13 protein-coding genes and 1 pseudogene are annotated in these 16,707 nt (G+C 63.7%); 8 read left to right on the forward strand and 6 right to left on the reverse strand.

The window, feature by feature from the left end:
* Positions 1-15 precede the first annotated feature (15 nt).
* The 3 genes from ACWUKX_RS02135 to ACWUKX_RS02145 are packed head-to-tail and all read left to right on the forward strand — an operon-like array spanning position 16 to position 3,454.
* Complete coding sequence (locus ACWUKX_RS02135; protein WP_456003355.1) at positions 16-1,524, forward strand: sugar ABC transporter ATP-binding protein; 1,509 nt, start codon at positions 16-18, stop codon at positions 1,522-1,524.
* On the forward strand, positions 1,521-2,486 hold the full coding sequence (locus tag ACWUKX_RS02140) for an ABC transporter permease (protein WP_456003357.1): 966 nt from the start codon (positions 1,521-1,523) through the stop codon (positions 2,484-2,486). Before ACWUKX_RS02135 ends, ACWUKX_RS02140 begins: the two co-directional genes overlap by 4 nt.
* On the forward strand, positions 2,483-3,454 hold the full coding sequence (locus tag ACWUKX_RS02145) for an ABC transporter permease (protein ID WP_456003360.1): 972 nt from the start codon (positions 2,483-2,485) through the stop codon (positions 3,452-3,454). Before ACWUKX_RS02140 ends, ACWUKX_RS02145 begins: the two co-directional genes overlap by 4 nt.
* On the opposite strand, the gene ACWUKX_RS02150 is transcribed toward ACWUKX_RS02145, so the two are convergent.
* Positions 3,428-4,369: an amidohydrolase family protein gene (locus ACWUKX_RS02150; RefSeq protein ID WP_095518505.1), complete on the reverse strand. Its 942-nt coding sequence runs from the start codon at positions 4,367-4,369 to the stop codon at positions 3,428-3,430. The two genes, ACWUKX_RS02145 and ACWUKX_RS02150, sit on opposite strands and share 27 nt — an antisense overlap.
* A gap of 77 nt (positions 4,370-4,446) precedes the next feature.
* Here ACWUKX_RS02150 and ACWUKX_RS02155 point away from each other — a divergent pair.
* From ACWUKX_RS02155 to ACWUKX_RS02175, 5 genes and pseudogenes are all read left to right on the forward strand, one after another.
* Positions 4,447-5,765 (forward strand): annotated as a pseudogene (locus ACWUKX_RS02155) (alanine racemase).
* A 44-nt stretch (positions 5,766-5,809) separates the two neighbouring features.
* A complete protein-coding gene (locus tag ACWUKX_RS02160) occupies positions 5,810-6,154 on the forward strand; it encodes a RidA family protein (RefSeq protein WP_036267438.1) in 345 nt (114 codons plus the stop codon).
* A gap of 9 nt (positions 6,155-6,163) precedes the next feature.
* On the forward strand, positions 6,164-7,174 hold the full coding sequence (locus ACWUKX_RS02165; protein WP_456003364.1) for a succinylglutamate desuccinylase/aspartoacylase family protein: 1,011 nt from the start codon (positions 6,164-6,166) through the stop codon (positions 7,172-7,174).
* Between the two features lie 53 nt (positions 7,175-7,227).
* Positions 7,228-8,406, forward strand: coding sequence for a hypothetical protein (locus ACWUKX_RS02170; protein WP_456003367.1), 1,179 nt, complete (start codon positions 7,228-7,230; stop codon positions 8,404-8,406).
* Positions 8,407-8,583: 177 nt separating this feature from the next.
* Positions 8,584-9,219 (forward strand): LysE/ArgO family amino acid transporter, encoded by a 636-nt coding sequence (locus ACWUKX_RS02175; RefSeq protein WP_456003369.1) that lies wholly within the window; start codon positions 8,584-8,586, stop codon positions 9,217-9,219.
* Between the two features lie 60 nt (positions 9,220-9,279).
* On the opposite strand, the gene ACWUKX_RS02180 is transcribed toward ACWUKX_RS02175, so the two are convergent.
* The 5 genes from ACWUKX_RS02180 to ACWUKX_RS02200 form a co-directional block, all read right to left on the reverse strand.
* On the reverse strand, positions 9,280-12,525 hold the full coding sequence (locus tag ACWUKX_RS02180) for a hypothetical protein (RefSeq protein ID WP_456003371.1): 3,246 nt from the start codon (positions 12,523-12,525) through the stop codon (positions 9,280-9,282).
* Between the two features lie 554 nt (positions 12,526-13,079).
* Positions 13,080-13,460 (reverse strand): cupin, encoded by a 381-nt coding sequence (locus ACWUKX_RS02185; protein WP_455838950.1) that lies wholly within the window; start codon positions 13,458-13,460, stop codon positions 13,080-13,082.
* 8 nt (positions 13,461-13,468) lie between these two features.
* Positions 13,469-14,956 carry a 4-hydroxyphenylacetate 3-hydroxylase family protein gene (locus ACWUKX_RS02190; RefSeq protein ID WP_456003374.1) on the reverse strand — a complete coding sequence of 496 codons (1,488 nt, stop codon included), beginning with the start codon at positions 14,954-14,956 and terminating at the stop codon, positions 13,469-13,471.
* A gap of 14 nt (positions 14,957-14,970) precedes the next feature.
* A complete protein-coding gene (locus tag ACWUKX_RS02195) occupies positions 14,971-15,507 on the reverse strand; it encodes a flavin reductase family protein (protein WP_455838952.1) in 537 nt (178 codons plus the stop codon).
* A 91-nt stretch (positions 15,508-15,598) separates the two neighbouring features.
* Positions 15,599-16,321: a GntR family transcriptional regulator gene (locus ACWUKX_RS02200; protein WP_456003377.1), complete on the reverse strand. Its 723-nt coding sequence runs from the start codon at positions 16,319-16,321 to the stop codon at positions 15,599-15,601.
* Positions 16,322-16,707: the final 386 nt, after the last annotated feature.

Below are 16,707 nucleotides of genomic sequence, written 5' to 3' on the forward strand. Positions count from 1 at the left end.
GAAAGGTCGCAGAAATTGGTGGCCACGGCTCCGCTTCTTGCCGCGCGGGGGGTGTCGAAGTCCTTCTTCGGCAACCCCGTCCTGCGCGACGTGTCCATCGCTCTCCAGCCGGGCCGCGTGCATGCGCTGCTCGGCGAGAACGGCGCCGGAAAGTCGACGCTGATCAACCTCTTGTCCGGTGCCTTGCGCCCGGACGGGGGGGTGATCGAGGTCGATGGCCGCCCGGTGTCGCGCATGACTCCCGCCTATGCGCAACAGGCGGGGATCGCGGTTGTCCAGCAGGAACTCAGCGTGACGGCCAGCCTCTCCATTGCCGAGAACATCGGCCTTGGCGCCTATCCGCGCCGGTTCGGTTTGCTCGACTATCCCGAACTCGCCGTGCGGGCCAGGGCAGCATGCGATCTTGTCGGGCTTCACGAACCGCTCTCGATACCGGTCGGACATTTGTCGCTTGGCCGCCGGCAGATGGTGGAGATAGCCAAGGCGCTTTACCGCCGGCCGCGCGTGCTCATTCTCGACGAACCCACTTCGTCGCTTTCGGCAACCGAAACGAAAGTCCTGACGCAGTTGCTGGAGAGGCTGCGCGGCGAGGGCATCGCTATTCTCTACATTTCGCACCGGCTGAACGAAGTTATGGCGCTGTGCCAGCATGTCACTGTCCTGAAGGACGGCACCTGCACGGCGGACCGCACGCTGGAAGGAACCGACGCCAGCGGACTGGTACGGCTGATGGTCGGCCGCGATCCCGGCGACCTCTTTCCGCATTGGCAGCCTTCGGCATCGGCTGCCAGCGCCATCTCGGTTCGCAATTTTTCGGCCGGCCTGATGCGCGATGTCGATCTCGACATCAGGACGGGCGAGGTGCTCGGCATCGGAGGCTTGGTTGGGCAAGGGCAAGAAGATTTGCTGCTCGGCCTCTACGGTGCCATTCCGGCGAGGACGGCATCCGCGACCGTCAACGGTGCTTCGGGTCTGCCCGCCGGTGTGCCGAAGGCCAACGCGCTTGGCCTCGCCTATGTCCCGGCCGACCGCAAGCGCGAAGGCCTGCACCTGATCCATTCCATCATCACCAACATGATGCTGCCCGCTTTCGCAAGACTGCCGGCGCTGAAGCTGCGCAGCCGCCGTGCCGAGCGTGAGACGGCAAGAGGTCTTGCCGTCCAGCTTGCCATCAAGGGCGACCTCGGCCGGCCGGCACAGGCCCTGTCGGGCGGCAACCAGCAGAAGGTCGCGCTGGCGAAATGGATGCCGCACGACCCGCTTGTGCTTCTCCTCAATGACCCGACACGCGGCGTCGATGTCGAGACCAAGCGCGAAATCTATATGATGCTTCGCAACTTCGCCGCCGCCGGCAAGGCGGTCGTGCTGCTCAGTTCCGACACACCCGAACTGGTGCACCTTTGCGACCGCGTCGCGGTGGTCCGGGAGGGCCACATCGTGGCCATGCTCGAGCGAGGCGCACTGAGCGAGGAAGCGATCGTTTCCGCCGCGATGGGCGCCGAACAGCGCAAGGTGGCGGCATGAGTACGGTGGGCTCCTCAAGGCAAACCGGCGCTCTCTACTGGCCGGTTCAGCTGCGCCGCAATGTCGGCGTGCGGGGCCTGTTCGCCGTGGTCATGGCATTCCTCGTCGCCTATGGCGTCCTCTTTCCCGGCCTCTTGACCGGTTCCGGCTTCGCCAAATTCACCCAGAGCTGGTTTCCGCTGGCGCTGGTCGCCATGGCCCAGGCGATCCTCATGCTTACCGGCGGCATCAGCCTAGCCATCGGCGCAATGGTCAGCCTGGGCGCGGTGATCGCCGCGACGATAATGACTGGGCCGCTGGGCGTAGCCGGCGGTGCCGTTGCGGTGGCGCTGACCGGTCTCGGCATCGGTGCCGCGACCGGGTTGATCGTCGTAAAACTTCGGTTGCCGGCGATCGTGGTGACGCTCGCCGGCTCCTTCATCATCGGCGGTGCTGCGCTGCTCATCCTGCCGAGACCCGGCGGCGCCATTCCGGAGTGGCTGTCGGACCTGCTTGCCGGCAACACGCCCGCGGCCTTCGTGCTGCTGGTGCTCATCGTCCTTCTGTGGAAGCTCTATCTCGCCACGCCGCTTGGTTTGAGCCTCTATGCCGCCGGCGAGAATCCGGTCGGCGCCTACCGCTCCGGCGTGCCGGTCGACGGTGCCCGGATCGCCGCCTACGCGATCAGCGGTCTGCTTTGCACAGGCGCCGGCCTGTTCGTCGCCGCGCAAACGGGTTCGGGCGATCCGGTCATCGGCACGGCGTTCACGCTGAATTCCATCGCCGCCGCCGTGCTCGGCGGCATCGGTTTCCTCGGCGGGCAAGGCACGATGCGCGGCGCTCTTGCCGGCAGCCTGCTGCTCAGCCTGATGATCAGTGTCATGTTCTTCCTCGGCTTCACGCCGGTCGCCCAGTATGTCGCCCAGGGCCTCATCATCATCGGGGCGGTCGCCATCCCGCAATTCCGCAAGGTGCAGCAATGACAGCATGGAAAGAGACCGTTGGCGGCAGACGCGCCCTGACAATCCTGCGCAGCCGGCCCTTCCTCACCGTCGCCATCGTAGCAGGGGTGTGGATCGCTGCGAGCTTCGCTTCACGTGGCTTCGGCGCCTATGGCCATTTGCGCTATCTGGTCGAACTGGCCGCGGTCATCGGCCTGGTTGCGGCGGGCCAGACCTTTGTAATTATCGCCGGCGGCATCGACCTTTCCGTCGCGGCGATCGTCACAGTGAGCGCCGTCAGCCTGCCGCTGCTGTCGTGGCAGGCGGATCCGACCGGGCTCACCGCCGTCCTTGCCGTCCTTGCGTTGACGACGACCATCGGTCTGGTGAACGGGCTAGGGGTGGCGCTGTTGCGCGTTCATCCGATGATCATGACCCTGGCAATGGCGACATTCCTGCAGGGTCTGCTGATCATCATCGCCGGCGGCAGCGCCGTGACCGCCGAAAACCCGCTGGTTCGATGGCTCGGCAATGCGCGGCCGGCCGGTATTCCCGCAGGTGTGCTCTTGTGGTTGGCCTTCTCCGTGATCGTACTGACCGCAATGCATGCCACATCCTTTGGAGCACGGCTCTTCGCCATGGGCGCCAACCCACTCGCCGCGGCACTCTCCGGCGTTCCCGTCGCCTCGACCACCCTGGCGGTCTACGGCATCAGCGGCTTCACTTCAGGGCTTGCGGGCGTGCTGGTGCTCGGCATGAACGGACAGGGCTATGTCGGGATCGGCGATCCCTATCTCCTCGCCTCGATTGCCGCCGTGGTTCTCGGCGGCACCTCGATCCTTGGCGGGCTCGGCACCTATGCCGGCACCGTCCCCGGCGCCATCCTGCTGGTCACAATCACGGCTCTGATCACCGTCGTCAACGCATCGCCCGGCTGGCGCAGCATTCTGTTCGGTTCGCTGATCCTTGGGCTGCTGCTTCTCTCAGGCAGGGAGCAGGCCCGCCGATGACATACCGTCCAGCCGGTAGATGCGCCTTGCATTGCCGAAGAACAGCGCCGTCTGCTCGTCTGCGGAAAGCTCGCAGGCAATGGCCTTGAAGCTGTCATATACCGCATCGAACGACGCGTGCAGACCGGCCACCGGGAAGTCACTGCCGAACATCGCGCGCCGCGTGCCGAAACAGTCTATGCAATGCATGACAACCGGCTTCAGGCTGTCGAGCGTCCAGTCATGATCGTAGGCGACCAGATCCGATATCTTGATGGCGACGTTGTCACACTGGGACAAACGCCGAACTCCTTCGCGCCACGCCCGCATTCCGTCGGAATCGCGATCGATCGGGCTGCCGCAGTGGTTGAGGACAAAGAACTGGTCCGGATAGGCCGCTGCAAGGCGCGCCGAACCGGCGAGCTGGCGCGGAAACACCATCAGATCGAAAACCAGCCGATGGCCGGCAAGCAGGGACAGGCCGGCCCGCCAGCCCGGATCGTCCATGATGCCGTCACGGGCAGCGAAACGGCGGGCAGGGTCAGGATCCCAGCTCAGTATGTCGCGCACGCCGACGACACGGTCGAATGCCGCCTGCGCCTCGACCAGTGCCGGCGCATGGCGGTTCGCCAGCGGGACGTGAACGACGTAGCGGGCGGCCACGCCACGCGACTTGTCGAGCGTTTCAAGCCACCGCGTTTCGCCGACGCAGTCATCCCCGGCCCAACCGGCTTCGACATGGATGGTGGCGACGACATTGTGCCGGCTGGCGTCGCGCAAATAATCCTCTGGAAGATAGTTTCGCCGCAAGGGGCCAACCTCGCCCAGGCCGCCGCGTTCGCCAGCCGTTGTAGCGAGCCAGGGGTGCCGGCCGAGGCCGAGATCCCAAAGATGATGGTGGGCATCGATGATCGGTCCGGAGTAAAGCTTTGGCACGCATCTCTCTCATGCTGTGGCCGGCATCGGAAATCGATCCGGACTTCATCCTGCGAACGCGAAAGGACTAGCATCGGATGACCGAAAACTCACCCGTACTGTCGCTCGCGACCCGTGAAAAGTTCCTGCTTGATGATTGCATCCGCGGCGTGCCGCCCGGCACCTTCGGGCTGGACAGCAGCCTTGTCGCATCTGAGCGCTGGCATCCGGCTGATGGGCGCATGTCGCTGCCGGTGCTGACCCTCGACGAGGAGGCCTTCATCGCCAATCGTGACCTGTTTCTGCGCTATGCAGGTGAACATGGTGCCATGATCGCGCCGCATGCCAAGACCCCGATGGCGCCGGACCTTGCTCGATCGTTGGTAGAGGCCGGAGCATGGGGCACGACCGTCGCGGATATCAGACAAGCCGCGGTGATGCTCAGGGCCGGCCTCACACGGCTGATCATCGCCAACGAGGTTGGTGGATCAGGCGGTGCGAACCGGCTCGCCGCGCTGGTTGGCGCCTGGCCAAGCGTCGAGCTCTTCGTCTTCGCCGACTCTGCCGTCGCCGTGAATGCGCTCGCCGAAGCCTGGCGGTCCAATGCGATGCTGCCGCCGTTGCGCGTGCTCGTCGAACTCGGTGCGGGGAGGGCAGGCGCGCGGACTACTGGCGAAGCTGAGGCGATCGCCGATGCAGTTGATGCAGCCGGCGGACGACTGCTGATTGCCGGTGTCGCAACCTACGAAGGTGCCGCGGCGCAACCCGACTCCGGCCGCGCCGAGGAGGTGATCTCCGACTTGTTGGCGATGACCGCCGACATGTTGCTGCGGCTTCGCGCCCGCGTCGGCGGCGCTGCGCCGCTGGTCGTCACGGCCGGCGGCTCGGTGTTCTTCGACAAAGTGGTCGCCGCGCTTTCGCCCGCCGTTTCCAGGGACGGCAATGCGACGCTGGTGTTGCGCAGCGGCGCCATCTTCTTCCACGACCATGGCATCTATGATCGCTCGCTTAGCGCACTCGATGCTCGCAAGGGCTTTGCAGTCGGCGGCGTTGGTGTTTCCGCACGAAACTCGTTTCGTCCGGCTTTGCGCCTATGGGCCGAAGTGCTGTCGCGGCCGGAGCCTGGCCTCGCGATATGCGGCATGGGTATGCGCGACGTGTCGTTCGATCAGGGTTTCCGATGGTGCTCGCGGTCTTCCGGGCCGGCAAGCCGCTGCCGGTACCGCACGCCGAGGTCTTCAAGCTCAACGACCAGCACGCCTTCCTGTCGATTGCACCCAGCGACGACATTGCCGTTGGCGACATCATTGAATTCGGCATCTCCCATCCCTGCACCTGCCTCGATCGCTATCGCGTGATCTTCGGCGTCGACGCGGCCGGCCATGTCCGCCACGCCTTTCCCACCTATTTCGGCTGACCGGATCTTGCGGCGGCCCCAAGAGAACCTCGAAAGGATCCAATATGATCAAGTATTTCCAGTCCGGCTCCCGCATGTCGCAGGCGGTCGTCTATGGTGGCCTCGTCCACATCGCAGGCCAAGTGGCTGACAATCGCAAGGCCGGTATCGAAGGCCAGACCAGCGATGTGCTCTCAAAGATCGAGGCGCTCTTAGTCGAGGCCGGCAGCAGCAAGTCGAAGCTTGTGGCGGTCAACATCTTCCTGCCGCAGATCGGCGACTTCGACGCCATGAACAGCATCTACGATGCCTGGGTGGATCCTCAACGCCTGCCGGCGCGGGCTTGCGTCGAGGCCCGTCTCGCCGACCCCGATCTCCGTATCGAGGTCACCGCGGTTGCCGCCGTCTGAGTTGTCGCCATGCACACCGGCCTCACCCATACGCTCGACTTCGACCGGGACGGCAAGACATCAGGCCATCTCAGCATTCCCTTCTCGATAGACCGTTCGCCCTATTTCCAGGTCAAAGTCCCGATCTGCCTCATTCGCAACGGCGAAGGTCCGTCACTGCTTCTGATGGCCGGCAATCACGGCGACGAATATGAGGGCGAGCTGTCGCTGGCAAAGCTGATCCGCCGGCTCGATCCCAAGCAGATCAAGGGCCGCGTTACCATTCTGCCGATGGCGAACGCACCGGCGGTCATGGCCGCCAAACGCTGTTCGCCGCTTGACGGCGGCAATCTCAATCGCGCCTTTCCCGGCGATCCGTTGGGCACCCCGACAAGCCGGCTTGCCAATTTCCTGGAGACGGAACTGTTTCCCCGCCACGACGTCATCTTCGATATTCATTCGGGCGGCACCTCGATGGAGCATCTTCCCACGGCGCTTGTCGAGCGCAATACCGATCCCGACCGGCAGGGTCGCGGGGTTGAGCTGATGCGGGCGCTCGGCATGCCGTATGGGTTCGTGGCCGACAACGGCCGGGCCTCGCCGACCTCCATGGGCGCAGCCCGCCGGGCCGGTGCCATTGGCGTCAGCGGCGAGTTCGGCGGCGGCGGCACCGCCACAGTCGACACGATGGCGATTACCGCTCGCGCGATCGACAGTCTGATGATTACCCTCGGCGTGGTCGAAGCGCCGGTCCTTGCGCCTGAGTCAAAGCCTTCGGCGCCGACGCGACTGCTCTCGCTTTCCCGGCACAGTCAGGGCCTGTACGCCACCCGCCGCGGCTGGTTCGAACCCGCCGTCAGGCTCGGCGACGGCGTGACCGCCGGACAATTGGCCGGCTGGTATCACGACTTCGAACGGCTCGATCTTGCCGAGGAAGCCCTGCATTTCGCCGAAAGCGGTATCGTACTTTCGCGCCGGCTGCACACGATGTGCGAGGCGGGAGACTGCCTCTTGCAAGTCGCCGAACCGGTGGAAGGCTGACGGGAGCCCAATCGGCGTCTTCACGGCGCCATTGCAAAAACTGAGGATATTTCATGCAGCTTTCGATGTGGACCTATCCCTGGGATGTCCAGGATTTGGGCTTGGAGATGGTCGAACGCGATCTGTTCGAGCGTGCCGGGCTCAACATGATCAGCTTGGCGACCTCCTATCATGCCGGTCGGTTCCTGCAGCCGCGCAGCCCGCGCCGCAAAGCCTATTTCCCGGAGGACGGCACGATCTACTTCAAACCAACCACCGCGCGATGGGCCGATCTCGTGATCCAGCCCAAGGTGGCGGACGTGATCACGGAAGGTGGCGACGTTCTGGCCGAACTTGTCCAACGGCGCGAGGCAGGTGGCCTCCAGGTGTCGTGCTGGACGGTCTGCCTGCACAATACCCGCCTCGGCATGCTTTATCCGCAGGCCGTCACTCGCAACGCCTTTGGCGACCCCAATTATTACAATCTCTGCCCATCGCATCCGGATGCTCGCGCCTACGTCCGCGCGCTGGCCGCGGATATCACGCATACTTACAAGCCGGACAGAATCGAACTTGAAAGCCCGTCCTTCATGGGCTTTGCCCATGAATACCATCACGAGAAGGACGGTGTCGGGCTGACGCCGGAAGACGATTTCCTTCTGTCGCTGTGCTTCTGTCCGTCCTGCCTCGCGCGTGCGGCCGGTGCCGGCATCGAAGGCGAGGCGGCGCGTGAGCTCGTCAAGCAGTGGATTGCCGAGGCGTGCGAGCGCGCGGTTCCTGAACGGCGCTTTCCAGAATTTCCCGCAAGTGGCCTCGACACCTTTCTGCCCTGGCCGCAACTCCATGCCTATCTGTTGTGGCGGTTCGAGCCGGTGACCAGTCTTGTCGCCGAGCTGCGCGAGGTTGCCGACCCGGAGACACGTGTCCTCATCATCGACCTCAAAGACGGCTGGCTCGGCGGCTGCGATCTGGCAGCGCTCGGCAAGGTCTGTGACGGGGCGATCCTGTGTGCCTACGACATGCAGGCCGGCGATGTCGCAGGCCTGATGGCGGCCGGCCGTACCGCGCTCGGAGCAGAGAAATTCCTCGGCGCCGGCTATCGGCTCTTCTATCCGGAAATGGCGGGCCCTGAAATCCTCGCCGCCAAGGTGAAACCGGCGCTGGCGCCGGACGTCGACGGTATCAATGTTTACAATTACGGCCTTGTTCCCGCCGCAAGACTCGATTGGGTGCGTGCAGCACGAGCTGTTTGAAGAATCGATCCGTGTGCCGCAGTCTAGCTGTCAATCCAGGTCCGGTCCTCGAACCGTGAACCTGGGAGCGGGACTGCCGGCTTTGCCGTAAGCGATCCATATGCGCCTGCCTCCCCCCTACGTCGCGTGGGCGGCAGATGCAGAAGGGTGCGGGACCGAAAAGCCAGGTGGCGTCACATGACAGCCGACGCCCTGTTGTCGCCGGCAGCGGAATCCGGCTTCGTGTTCGGCCTCGGGCTTATCTTTTCCCTCGGCCCCCAGAACCTCATGTTGATCCAGGCGGGGCTGACCCGCAGCCACCCCTTTACGGTCGCTTCCACCGGATACGTCTCGGAAATCGCTTTGGTCACCATGGGAATTGGCGGGCTTGGAACGCTGCTGACGCACCATCCCGCAATCTCCAGTGTGCTGCAGGCGGTAAGCGCCATATTCCTCGCCTGGTGGGGCGCGCGCACCTTGCTCAACATCAGCCGGAAACGCAGGACGGCGGCCGCCACAACAGGCGGCAAGTCCCGATCTCGGGCGATCGGATCGATGCTTGCCGTTACCTGGCTCAATCCTCTGGTTTGGCTCGAGGCGATGTTTCTCGTCGGCATTCTCTCGTTCAGCTACGGCAGCGAGGAACAGGCGGGGTTCGCTGCCGGGTTCCTCACGGCTTCCCCAATCAAGTTCTATGGCTGGAGCCTGGCCGGGGTGAGCCTGTCTCGCCGCTTAGACCGCCCGATCTACCGCAAGCGGATGGACGCGATCGCCGGTCTCGTTCTGATCCTGGCAGCCCTTCTCCTGGCCGCAAACATCCTGAACGGAGCTTGAGCGATGACCGTCAGACCGACTATAGCGCCGTGTTTCGCCAGACAGCACAACGCATCGTCTTCAGCGCATATGCCGCACAAGATAGGGTTCGACCAGGGCGCGTATTTCCGCAGCGGGCGCCGCTTCTCCGGCAGCACGCAGCGCCCGTTCGTAGCGCGCATAGTCGTCGACCGCGCATTCGAAATCACGGCGCGACAGCCCCTCCTTGATCAGCGCCCTGCAGACGGGTCCGGCATCCGGATAGAGGTCCAACGTCCTCAGATAAATCGAGCGCGCTTCATGGGCGTTAGTAGCCTCCAGCCTCTGGCCGATCCGCAACGCGAGATCGATCAGATCGCGACGCACTTTTTCAGCGGCGGCGAGCGACCAGAAGCTGGCTCGCTCATGCAGAAACAGCGGACCGGGGAATGCGAGGAAGAGCGCCTCCGCGTCCGGGCGCAGTCCCGCCGCCTCGCCATTGGCTGTCGTGACGGCCTTGAGCCGCGCATCCCAGTCGGCGAGGTCGACCCAGACCTTGTCCGACGCGAGGCGAAGCTTGCCTTCCCGCTGAACAATGAGGTCGATCCGCCCGAGCAGCTTGCGCAGCCGATGCAGCGCCTGCTCGCACGCCGCCCGCGCCTGGTCGCCGTCGAGGTCGGGCCACAGCCAGTCCTGAAGGGTCTCCAGCGAGCAGGTGTTGTCTTTCGAGATTGCCAGCACCCGCAGGATGTCGAGCGCCTTCGTCGGTGGCTTGGCGCCGAGATTAAGAGGGTTTCCATCGAGTTCGAGCCGAAAGCCTCCGAGAACGTGGACCTTGAGCGGCCATGGCCAGGCCGCGGGCCGCCGCTGCGGCGAGTCCAACCGGCGTTCCGCGATCAGCGACCGGCAAAGCTTGGGCTCGATGCCGCGCTCAAGCGCATCGCCAAGCAGTTCGGCGAGCAACTCCGGAAAATTGAGGAGCACCATTGGCCAGCTGATGTCGCGCAGCGCCTCCATGAAGACTTTCAGCCGGTCGCCATAGTGTGAATCCCCGTCCCACAGGCTCTCCAGCGCGGCCGCGGCCAGGATGCATATCTCCGTACGCTTGCGGGCGCCGCCCTCCAGCCGCGGTAGCAGGTCCCTGAGTAGCGCGGCGGCTTCGCGCGGCTTCCTGTCGGCCAGCAGCACCTGGAACTTCGTGATATAGTGCGCCCAGCGCTCGACCATCGGCTCGTTGGCGGCCTCGCTCGCTGCCATGAAGCGCTCGCAATCCTGATAGGCGGCCGCGAAATCGCCTTGCCTGGCATGAAGCGTAGCGTAGCAATTGGCTACGATGGCGACCTGCGTGCTGAAACGGCTGTCGGCGATCTCGGCCAGGCGCTCGACCACCTGGGGCAACTCGGCAAAGTCGTTGCGGAACTTCATCTGCATCTGAAGATGATAGAGGCCACCGAACTCCACGCCCTTGAGCGACTCGCGCTCACCGATCGCGATCGCCCCCCGCAACGCCGCTTCGGCCGAAGGATAGGGAAAACCCCTTCTCTTGTAGGGAAAATAACGGCCGCTCTTGGCGCCAAACTCGACCAGCCACATACCGAGGACCCAAGGCAGCACCTCCTTGTCGCTCAAATCCTCGACAACGCTGTCGACGGCCTTCGTGAACAAATCGGCCCGCATGATCGATACCGAATGCTCGATCAGGGATTCGCTGGCAAGCAGCCGCAATCCGCTCGGATCGTGATCGGGATTCCGGGTCAACCGCTCCAGCAGTTCGGTTTCCAGCTTTTGTCCGGCCGGGCTGTTGGCATAGTACTCGTCGCCGAAATTCAGCGCCCGCACCATGCCGATGCGCACCAGCATCGCTTCCTCGGAAGGCAGTTCCGGCAGGCCGCGCTCAATGATTTCGAATGCCCGGCGGGTCCAGGCCGAAAGACCCTCGTAGGTTCGCCAACTGTCCGACTTGACCAGAACCGCGCGCGACACCGTAAGACAAAGCCCGCGCCGATCGTCGGCCTCGCCAAAGGCATGCCAGGCCTTTGACAGCCAGTGCTCTGCCGCTGCGTCATCCGGCATGTGGGCCACGCCCAGCCAATAGAAATGCCAGCCGTTCATGAACCCTTCCGGCAACCGGCCGGCCCATTCGATAAAGGTTGTCCGATGTCCCTGCGCCAGCACGGCCTCCGCCCGGCTCAGCATGAGCTCGCTCGCCCGGCCCCAGTCCTCTGCCTGCAAGGCGAGGTGTATGGCTTCGTCATAACGACCGGCGTCCGCGAGGACCTTTGCCGCCCTTTGTTTGAGCGACTTCTGCTCTTCTGGCGGCACACGCTGCGCGAAGCGTCGGTCGAGGAAGTCCCGCAAGAGGTCGTGCAGGTGGAAGACGTCGCGGCTGTTTTCCGTTCGCGTGACCAGCAACTGCCGCTTGTAGAGCCTGCCGAGCAGCTTCCCCGCTTCGCCCGACCCGATCATCACGTCCGCCAGTTCGGCGCTGATTTCGGGCAGCAGATTGAGTTTCAGCAGCATATCCTGGTCGGCGGCGGGAAGGGAAAGGAAGAAATGACGGCCGAGAACGTCCGACAGCGCGTTCTGCCCGCCGGGTGCTGTCCCTTTCATGTCGTCGGGTCCAACCGCCGAGCCGTGGTCAGCGAGGAGAAGCAGCCCGATCGCCCAGCCGCGTGCCGCTTCGACATCGACTGAAGCGGCGCCGTGCTTTGAACGCAGCTTGACGAAGTCGCGGGCCTCCGATGCCGAGAATTCGAGCGCCCAGCGGTCGATAACGGCCATTTGGCCTTTGAGAACGAGGTCGCCCAGTTCCTCCTGAGGCAGCGTGCGTGAGACGCAGATGCAGCGGACCGTGTCAGGAAGTTCTCGGAACATCACGGAAAGCACCGCCCGGAATTCGGGCGTGTCGGCGTCGTGCAAATCGTCGAGGACCAGAATGGTGCCGGGCTTCAGCCGCGCGAAATAGGCCCTGAAGAAGCGCCTGGCGAACTCCTTCGGCTGCTCGGCATATTCGACGCCGAAGACCGGCATGTTCCCAACCGCGGGGGAGGCGAGTGACTGCGCCAGATATTGAAAGAAGCGCGCAATATCCTGGTCGCCCTCGTCGATGCGGAACCACACATGCTGCGCCCGGACGCTTTCGAGATAGTCGATGACCGCGGTCGTCTTGCCGTAGCCGGCCGGCGCGGCCACCCAGCATATGGTTGATCGCGATGTCCGATCGATCGCCGCGAGAATGCGGTTTCGCCTCAATATCCTGGCGCTGCGCGGCGCCGCCAGCTTGGCGATCCGACCAGTGCCCGAGAGCGGACGTCTCGCATCGGCTTCGATGGCGTCTAGGGCGGTCATGGGCGCTCCCGCTCGACCAATCCTCGGACGCCGGTCGTGCCGCCATGACCATTCCGTCGCCCAGATTGGCCTTAGCGTAGCGCAATCATGCGACAATTCGAAGGGGCTTCGCAGTGAAGCGGCAATGGCTGATTCTAGGCGTCGACTGGATGCCTGCGCGATCGCGAAATCAAGACGCGGAGGAGAGGGATTGGGCGACCGGTCGATCCCGCGCTCGGTCTTCGACCGAATGCGGTAGAAATATCAGGTCATTGTAATTCCCTGATTCGCGAGATCATGGGCTGCTTGGCAGTTCTTTCCAAACTCACGAGCTCATCGTGCGCGGCAGCATCCTCGCACATCGGTACGGGTCACCTAGTTTCCCCGCAGCTGATTTTCCAGTTTTCGCGAGCTTGCCTAGTTTTCAATCATGCGACCTTCTACGCCTTCCTTCTGGACAGCCATACGATAACCGGTGACCCGCAGCAGACATTAGGAACGGCAGAGACGCGCTATTACCGGACTTTGTACGGCTCGGCGGCGCACGCTTGGGCGCGGACATCGTTCGAGCAAAGTTAAGTCTCGTAGTAGTGAAGCTCGAGCAGCAGGCACCCGGTTTGCGACCGGAACGGACCGTGATAGACGCCGGGCGGCCGGCAAGCGTAGGTGTTCGGGGCAAAACTCAGCGACGGCTCTTCGCCTGAAGATCCGCCGACGATGAGATCTCCCGATAAGAGATAGATCTCTTCCCAGTATTCATGCACGAACGGCACCGTCGTATAGGCGCCCGGCGCAAACCTCAGCAGCCGCGTGCGGTGCCCGGTCTTGCCCGCGTCGTCAAGCCGGCCGGCAAGGATCTTCTGCTCGATGTCGGGCGGGTAACCAGGCGGCGAATGCCAGCCCTCCCCGGTCATGTCGATCGTGTGAAATTCCTTGTGCTCCTTGCGGATCGGCATGGCAAACCTCACGCGGCAACCAGAGCGGCGCGGTCGACTTCATCTTCCAGCGAATAGCTGTCGAGCATGTGGTCGACGAGCTGGGTACAGCGGTCCCAGTCGAAGGTACGGAAGCTGTGCCCCTTGGTCACGAAGGTGGCGCCGGCATAGAACATCTCGTACTGCGTGTGGCGCGAGGCGAACTCTGAGCCGATCGCATCCCAAGCCAGCTTGAAGAATTTTACCCGGCCCTTCGACGAACTGACCGGCGATTGCTGTGTCTTTTCGATCAGACTGCACAGCTCCGGATCGGCGAAATCCTGGACTGAAGACGGCAGCATGATCAGCCCGCCGCCCGCCAGGTCACGCAAGGCGAGGATTACCCCGGCATAGAGTTGCTGCGTCAGCACTTGAGCCGAATAGAGCGTATGCGCGTCGGGCACGAAATACGCGCCATACATGCGGCCCTTCACCTCCATGGCGTGTACCAAGGCGTCGACCATGGTGTTCTGCGCTGCAAGCACTCCCAGCATCTCGCGCACCTGCGGAAAGTTAATGACGCCGTTGGTCTCGGCGATGCGCCGGGCGATGCCGACAAGGAAGCGCATCTTCACCATCAGGCGGATCTGCGCCTGGTAGTTCTGGAAGACATGCGCCGGCGTGGCATGGAACTGCCGTTGGCACATGGCGATGTCCCCGTTGATGAAGACGCGCTCCCAGGGAACTTTCACATTGTCGAAGTAGAGCACGGCATCGTTCTCGTCGAAGCGGCTGGCCAGTGGATTATCGAAGACACTGGCGGCGCTCTCCTCGTAGGATTTGCGCGACAGGATCTTTAGCCCGCCGGCATTCATCGGCACGGCGAAGGACACAGCATAGGGCTCGTCGCCCTCACGCAGCGGCTGGATGCAGGTGACGAACACCTCGTTTGCCATGATGCCGCCGGTCGCCAGCATCTTGGCGCCGCGGATTGTCAGGCCTGCTGCGTCCTGGTCGACGACGCCGGCGGTGAGGAAGCGGTCTTGCTGCTCACCCGCGGACTTCGAGCGGTCGGCCTGTGGATTGATGATGACGTAGGTGAGATACAGTTCGTTGTCTCGGGCGTAGCGGTAATAATCGGCGAGTGCCCCGGCTCGCGTCTTGTCATAGGCCTCGAAGACCTCGATCCCCATGAACATGCCGGAAATGCAGGAGGCGACATGGTCTGGGGCGCGGCCAAGAAAGCCATAGTGGAGCTCCGTCCAGGCTTCCAGCGCCGTGCGGCGTTCGACGAGCTCGGCATGGCTGCGCGGCAACTGCCAGATGCGATTGGCCCGCTGCCCGCCGCTTTCGGGAACTTCAAAGGTCATCAGCGCCCGGTTATCCGGCCGCGCCTGGAAGTCGTAGAGCATGCCGACCGACCGGATCGTCTGACGGAAGGCGGGATGCGCGGTGACGTCGCCGGCCGTCTGCCCGTTGATATAGACCTGCCTGCCGTCTCTCAGCATCTCGATATGCTGCGCTCCAGTCTTGATCATCTTACCCTCCGCGATCAGTAGTGGATGTCGAGCGGCCAAAGCGGCGCCGCAAACTCCGTTGGCTGCAGTGATGCGTAGCGCCCCTTGCCGAAAACCAGCGGTTGCCGGTCGGCGAAGGACCGAAAATGCTTAACCCTGGCGATGAACAGCACGTGGTCGCCGGCTTCGTGCCTAGCCCACGGCTCGCAGTCGAACAGCGCCGCCGCGCCGGGCAGCACCGGGGCGCCAGAGCGGCCTTGCTCGAACCGCATCCCCTCCCACTTGTTGGAAAGCGGCTTGGCGAAGCGGTTGGAAATGTCCTTCTGGTTTTCCGAGAGGACGTTGACCGTGTAACTGGCGGCATTCTCCCAGAGCGGTAGGCCGGCTGAACGACGGTCGATGCTGAACAGTACGAGAGGTGGATCGAGAGACAGCGAGTTGAACGAGCTGATCGTCATGCCGAGCTGCTCGCCATCGGCCACACAGGTGACGACGCAGACGCCGGTCGGAAACTGTCCCAGCGCCTGGCGGAACGCGCGCACGTCGAAAGCCGTTTCCCTGTGGATGATCATGCCCGGCCCTTTCGGCACCGATCTGTTAAATCACGATAATCAATTCACCAATTCCGTTGACCAACTGCCATGCGAACGCCGCGGCCTTCCCTTACTGCGCCGCCACCGCCGGACTGCGCTCGGTTGCAACCGAACCCCAGCCTGCCGCGATCGGCAGCCGCAACGCGACGAGCGTCCGCGCCAGATGCTGGGCGACGGCTGCGGCCGCCTGTTCGGGCTGTCCGTGGCGTATGCCCTCGACGATCGCTGCGTGCTCGGCAAGCACGCTGTCGCCGCGTCCGCCGGAGATTGTGATAGCGCGCACGCCCATCCGCAACTGGCGGTCCCGTAGGCTCTCATAGAAGTCGGCGAGCACCGGATTGCCGGCGGCGCGCACGATCGTACGATGAAAGTCCCGGTCACATTCGATGAACGCAACGGTGTCGTGCTGCACCTCCACCTGCCGGGCGATCAGCCTGTCGAGTTCCGTCGCAAGCATGTCGCCGAAGCCGGCCGCCTGCCGCGCGCACCACTCTTCCACCAAGCCGCGCGCCTGCATCACCGCTTCGATCTCCGTCTCGGTGATCGGCGGTACATAGGCGCCCTTTTTCGGCACGATCTGCAGGAGGCCGTCTGCTTCGAGCCTCAACAGCGCCTCGCGCACCGGCGTCCGCGACGTTCCCGTCTCGCGGCAGACCTCAGCCTCGGTAAGGAACGTGCCCTCGCGGCTAGGCAAGTTCAGCACATGCTGCTTCAGCCAGCGGTAGACGACGTCCTGCGCAGCATCGGCGCGTTGACCTATGGCAGGGCGTTGTGATTGATAAGGGCTGGACATAGACAGATTGTATACATGTTGTCGACCATAAGATCAAGCTAATTTTCGACCCGGCTGCGCCAATCGTGAAAGTCCAGAATGGCGCCACGCCAATCGGGGGTCTGGTCCCCAGCGAACCCCGAAGCCGGCAGCAGGCTGAGAAATATCGCCGCTGCCCTCAAGATGTTTCGGCGAGCAGAAAAACCCGACAGCACGGACCAGTTCCTGGGCCGATAGGCTCCGACGAAATCCGTAAGGGTCACTGCACGGCGTTTTCGCATCGCGACTCTCCCGCGTCCCAAGCGCACGGTGACGCTTGTCACTCACAGCGCCATCATAGGGCAGGTGCGCTTACGGATCGCTTACGCATGCGCCGTGGCTCGAGCTATTCGCCTTACCGTTGCGAG

The organism is Mesorhizobium sp. f-mel, from assembly GCF_053850215.1.

Bases quoted from the DNA above. Each gene is read 5' to 3' on its own strand.
- ACWUKX_RS02140 (WP_456003357.1), top strand. From the start codon at position 1,521: ATGAGTACGGTGGGCTCCTCAAGGCAAACCGGCGCTCTCTACTGGCCG.
- ACWUKX_RS02190 (WP_456003374.1), bottom strand. From the start codon at position 14,956: ATGATCAAGACTGGAGCGCAGCATATCGAGATGCTGAGAGACGGCAGG.
- ACWUKX_RS02160 (WP_036267438.1), top strand. From the start codon at position 5,810: ATGATCAAGTATTTCCAGTCCGGCTCCCGCATGTCGCAGGCGGTCGTC.
- ACWUKX_RS02145 (WP_456003360.1), top strand. From the start codon at position 2,483: ATGACAGCATGGAAAGAGACCGTTGGCGGCAGACGCGCCCTGACAATC.
- ACWUKX_RS02180 (WP_456003371.1), bottom strand. From the start codon at position 12,525: ATGACCGCCCTAGACGCCATCGAAGCCGATGCGAGACGTCCGCTCTCG.
- ACWUKX_RS02185 (WP_455838950.1), bottom strand. From the start codon at position 13,460: ATGCCGATCCGCAAGGAGCACAAGGAATTTCACACGATCGACATGACC.
- ACWUKX_RS02165 (WP_456003364.1), top strand. From the start codon at position 6,164: ATGCACACCGGCCTCACCCATACGCTCGACTTCGACCGGGACGGCAAG.
- ACWUKX_RS02195 (WP_455838952.1), bottom strand. From the start codon at position 15,507: ATGATCATCCACAGGGAAACGGCTTTCGACGTGCGCGCGTTCCGCCAG.
- ACWUKX_RS02175 (WP_456003369.1), top strand. From the start codon at position 8,584: ATGACAGCCGACGCCCTGTTGTCGCCGGCAGCGGAATCCGGCTTCGTG.
- ACWUKX_RS02200 (WP_456003377.1), bottom strand. From the start codon at position 16,321: ATGTCCAGCCCTTATCAATCACAACGCCCTGCCATAGGTCAACGCGCC.
- ACWUKX_RS02170 (WP_456003367.1), top strand. From the start codon at position 7,228: ATGCAGCTTTCGATGTGGACCTATCCCTGGGATGTCCAGGATTTGGGC.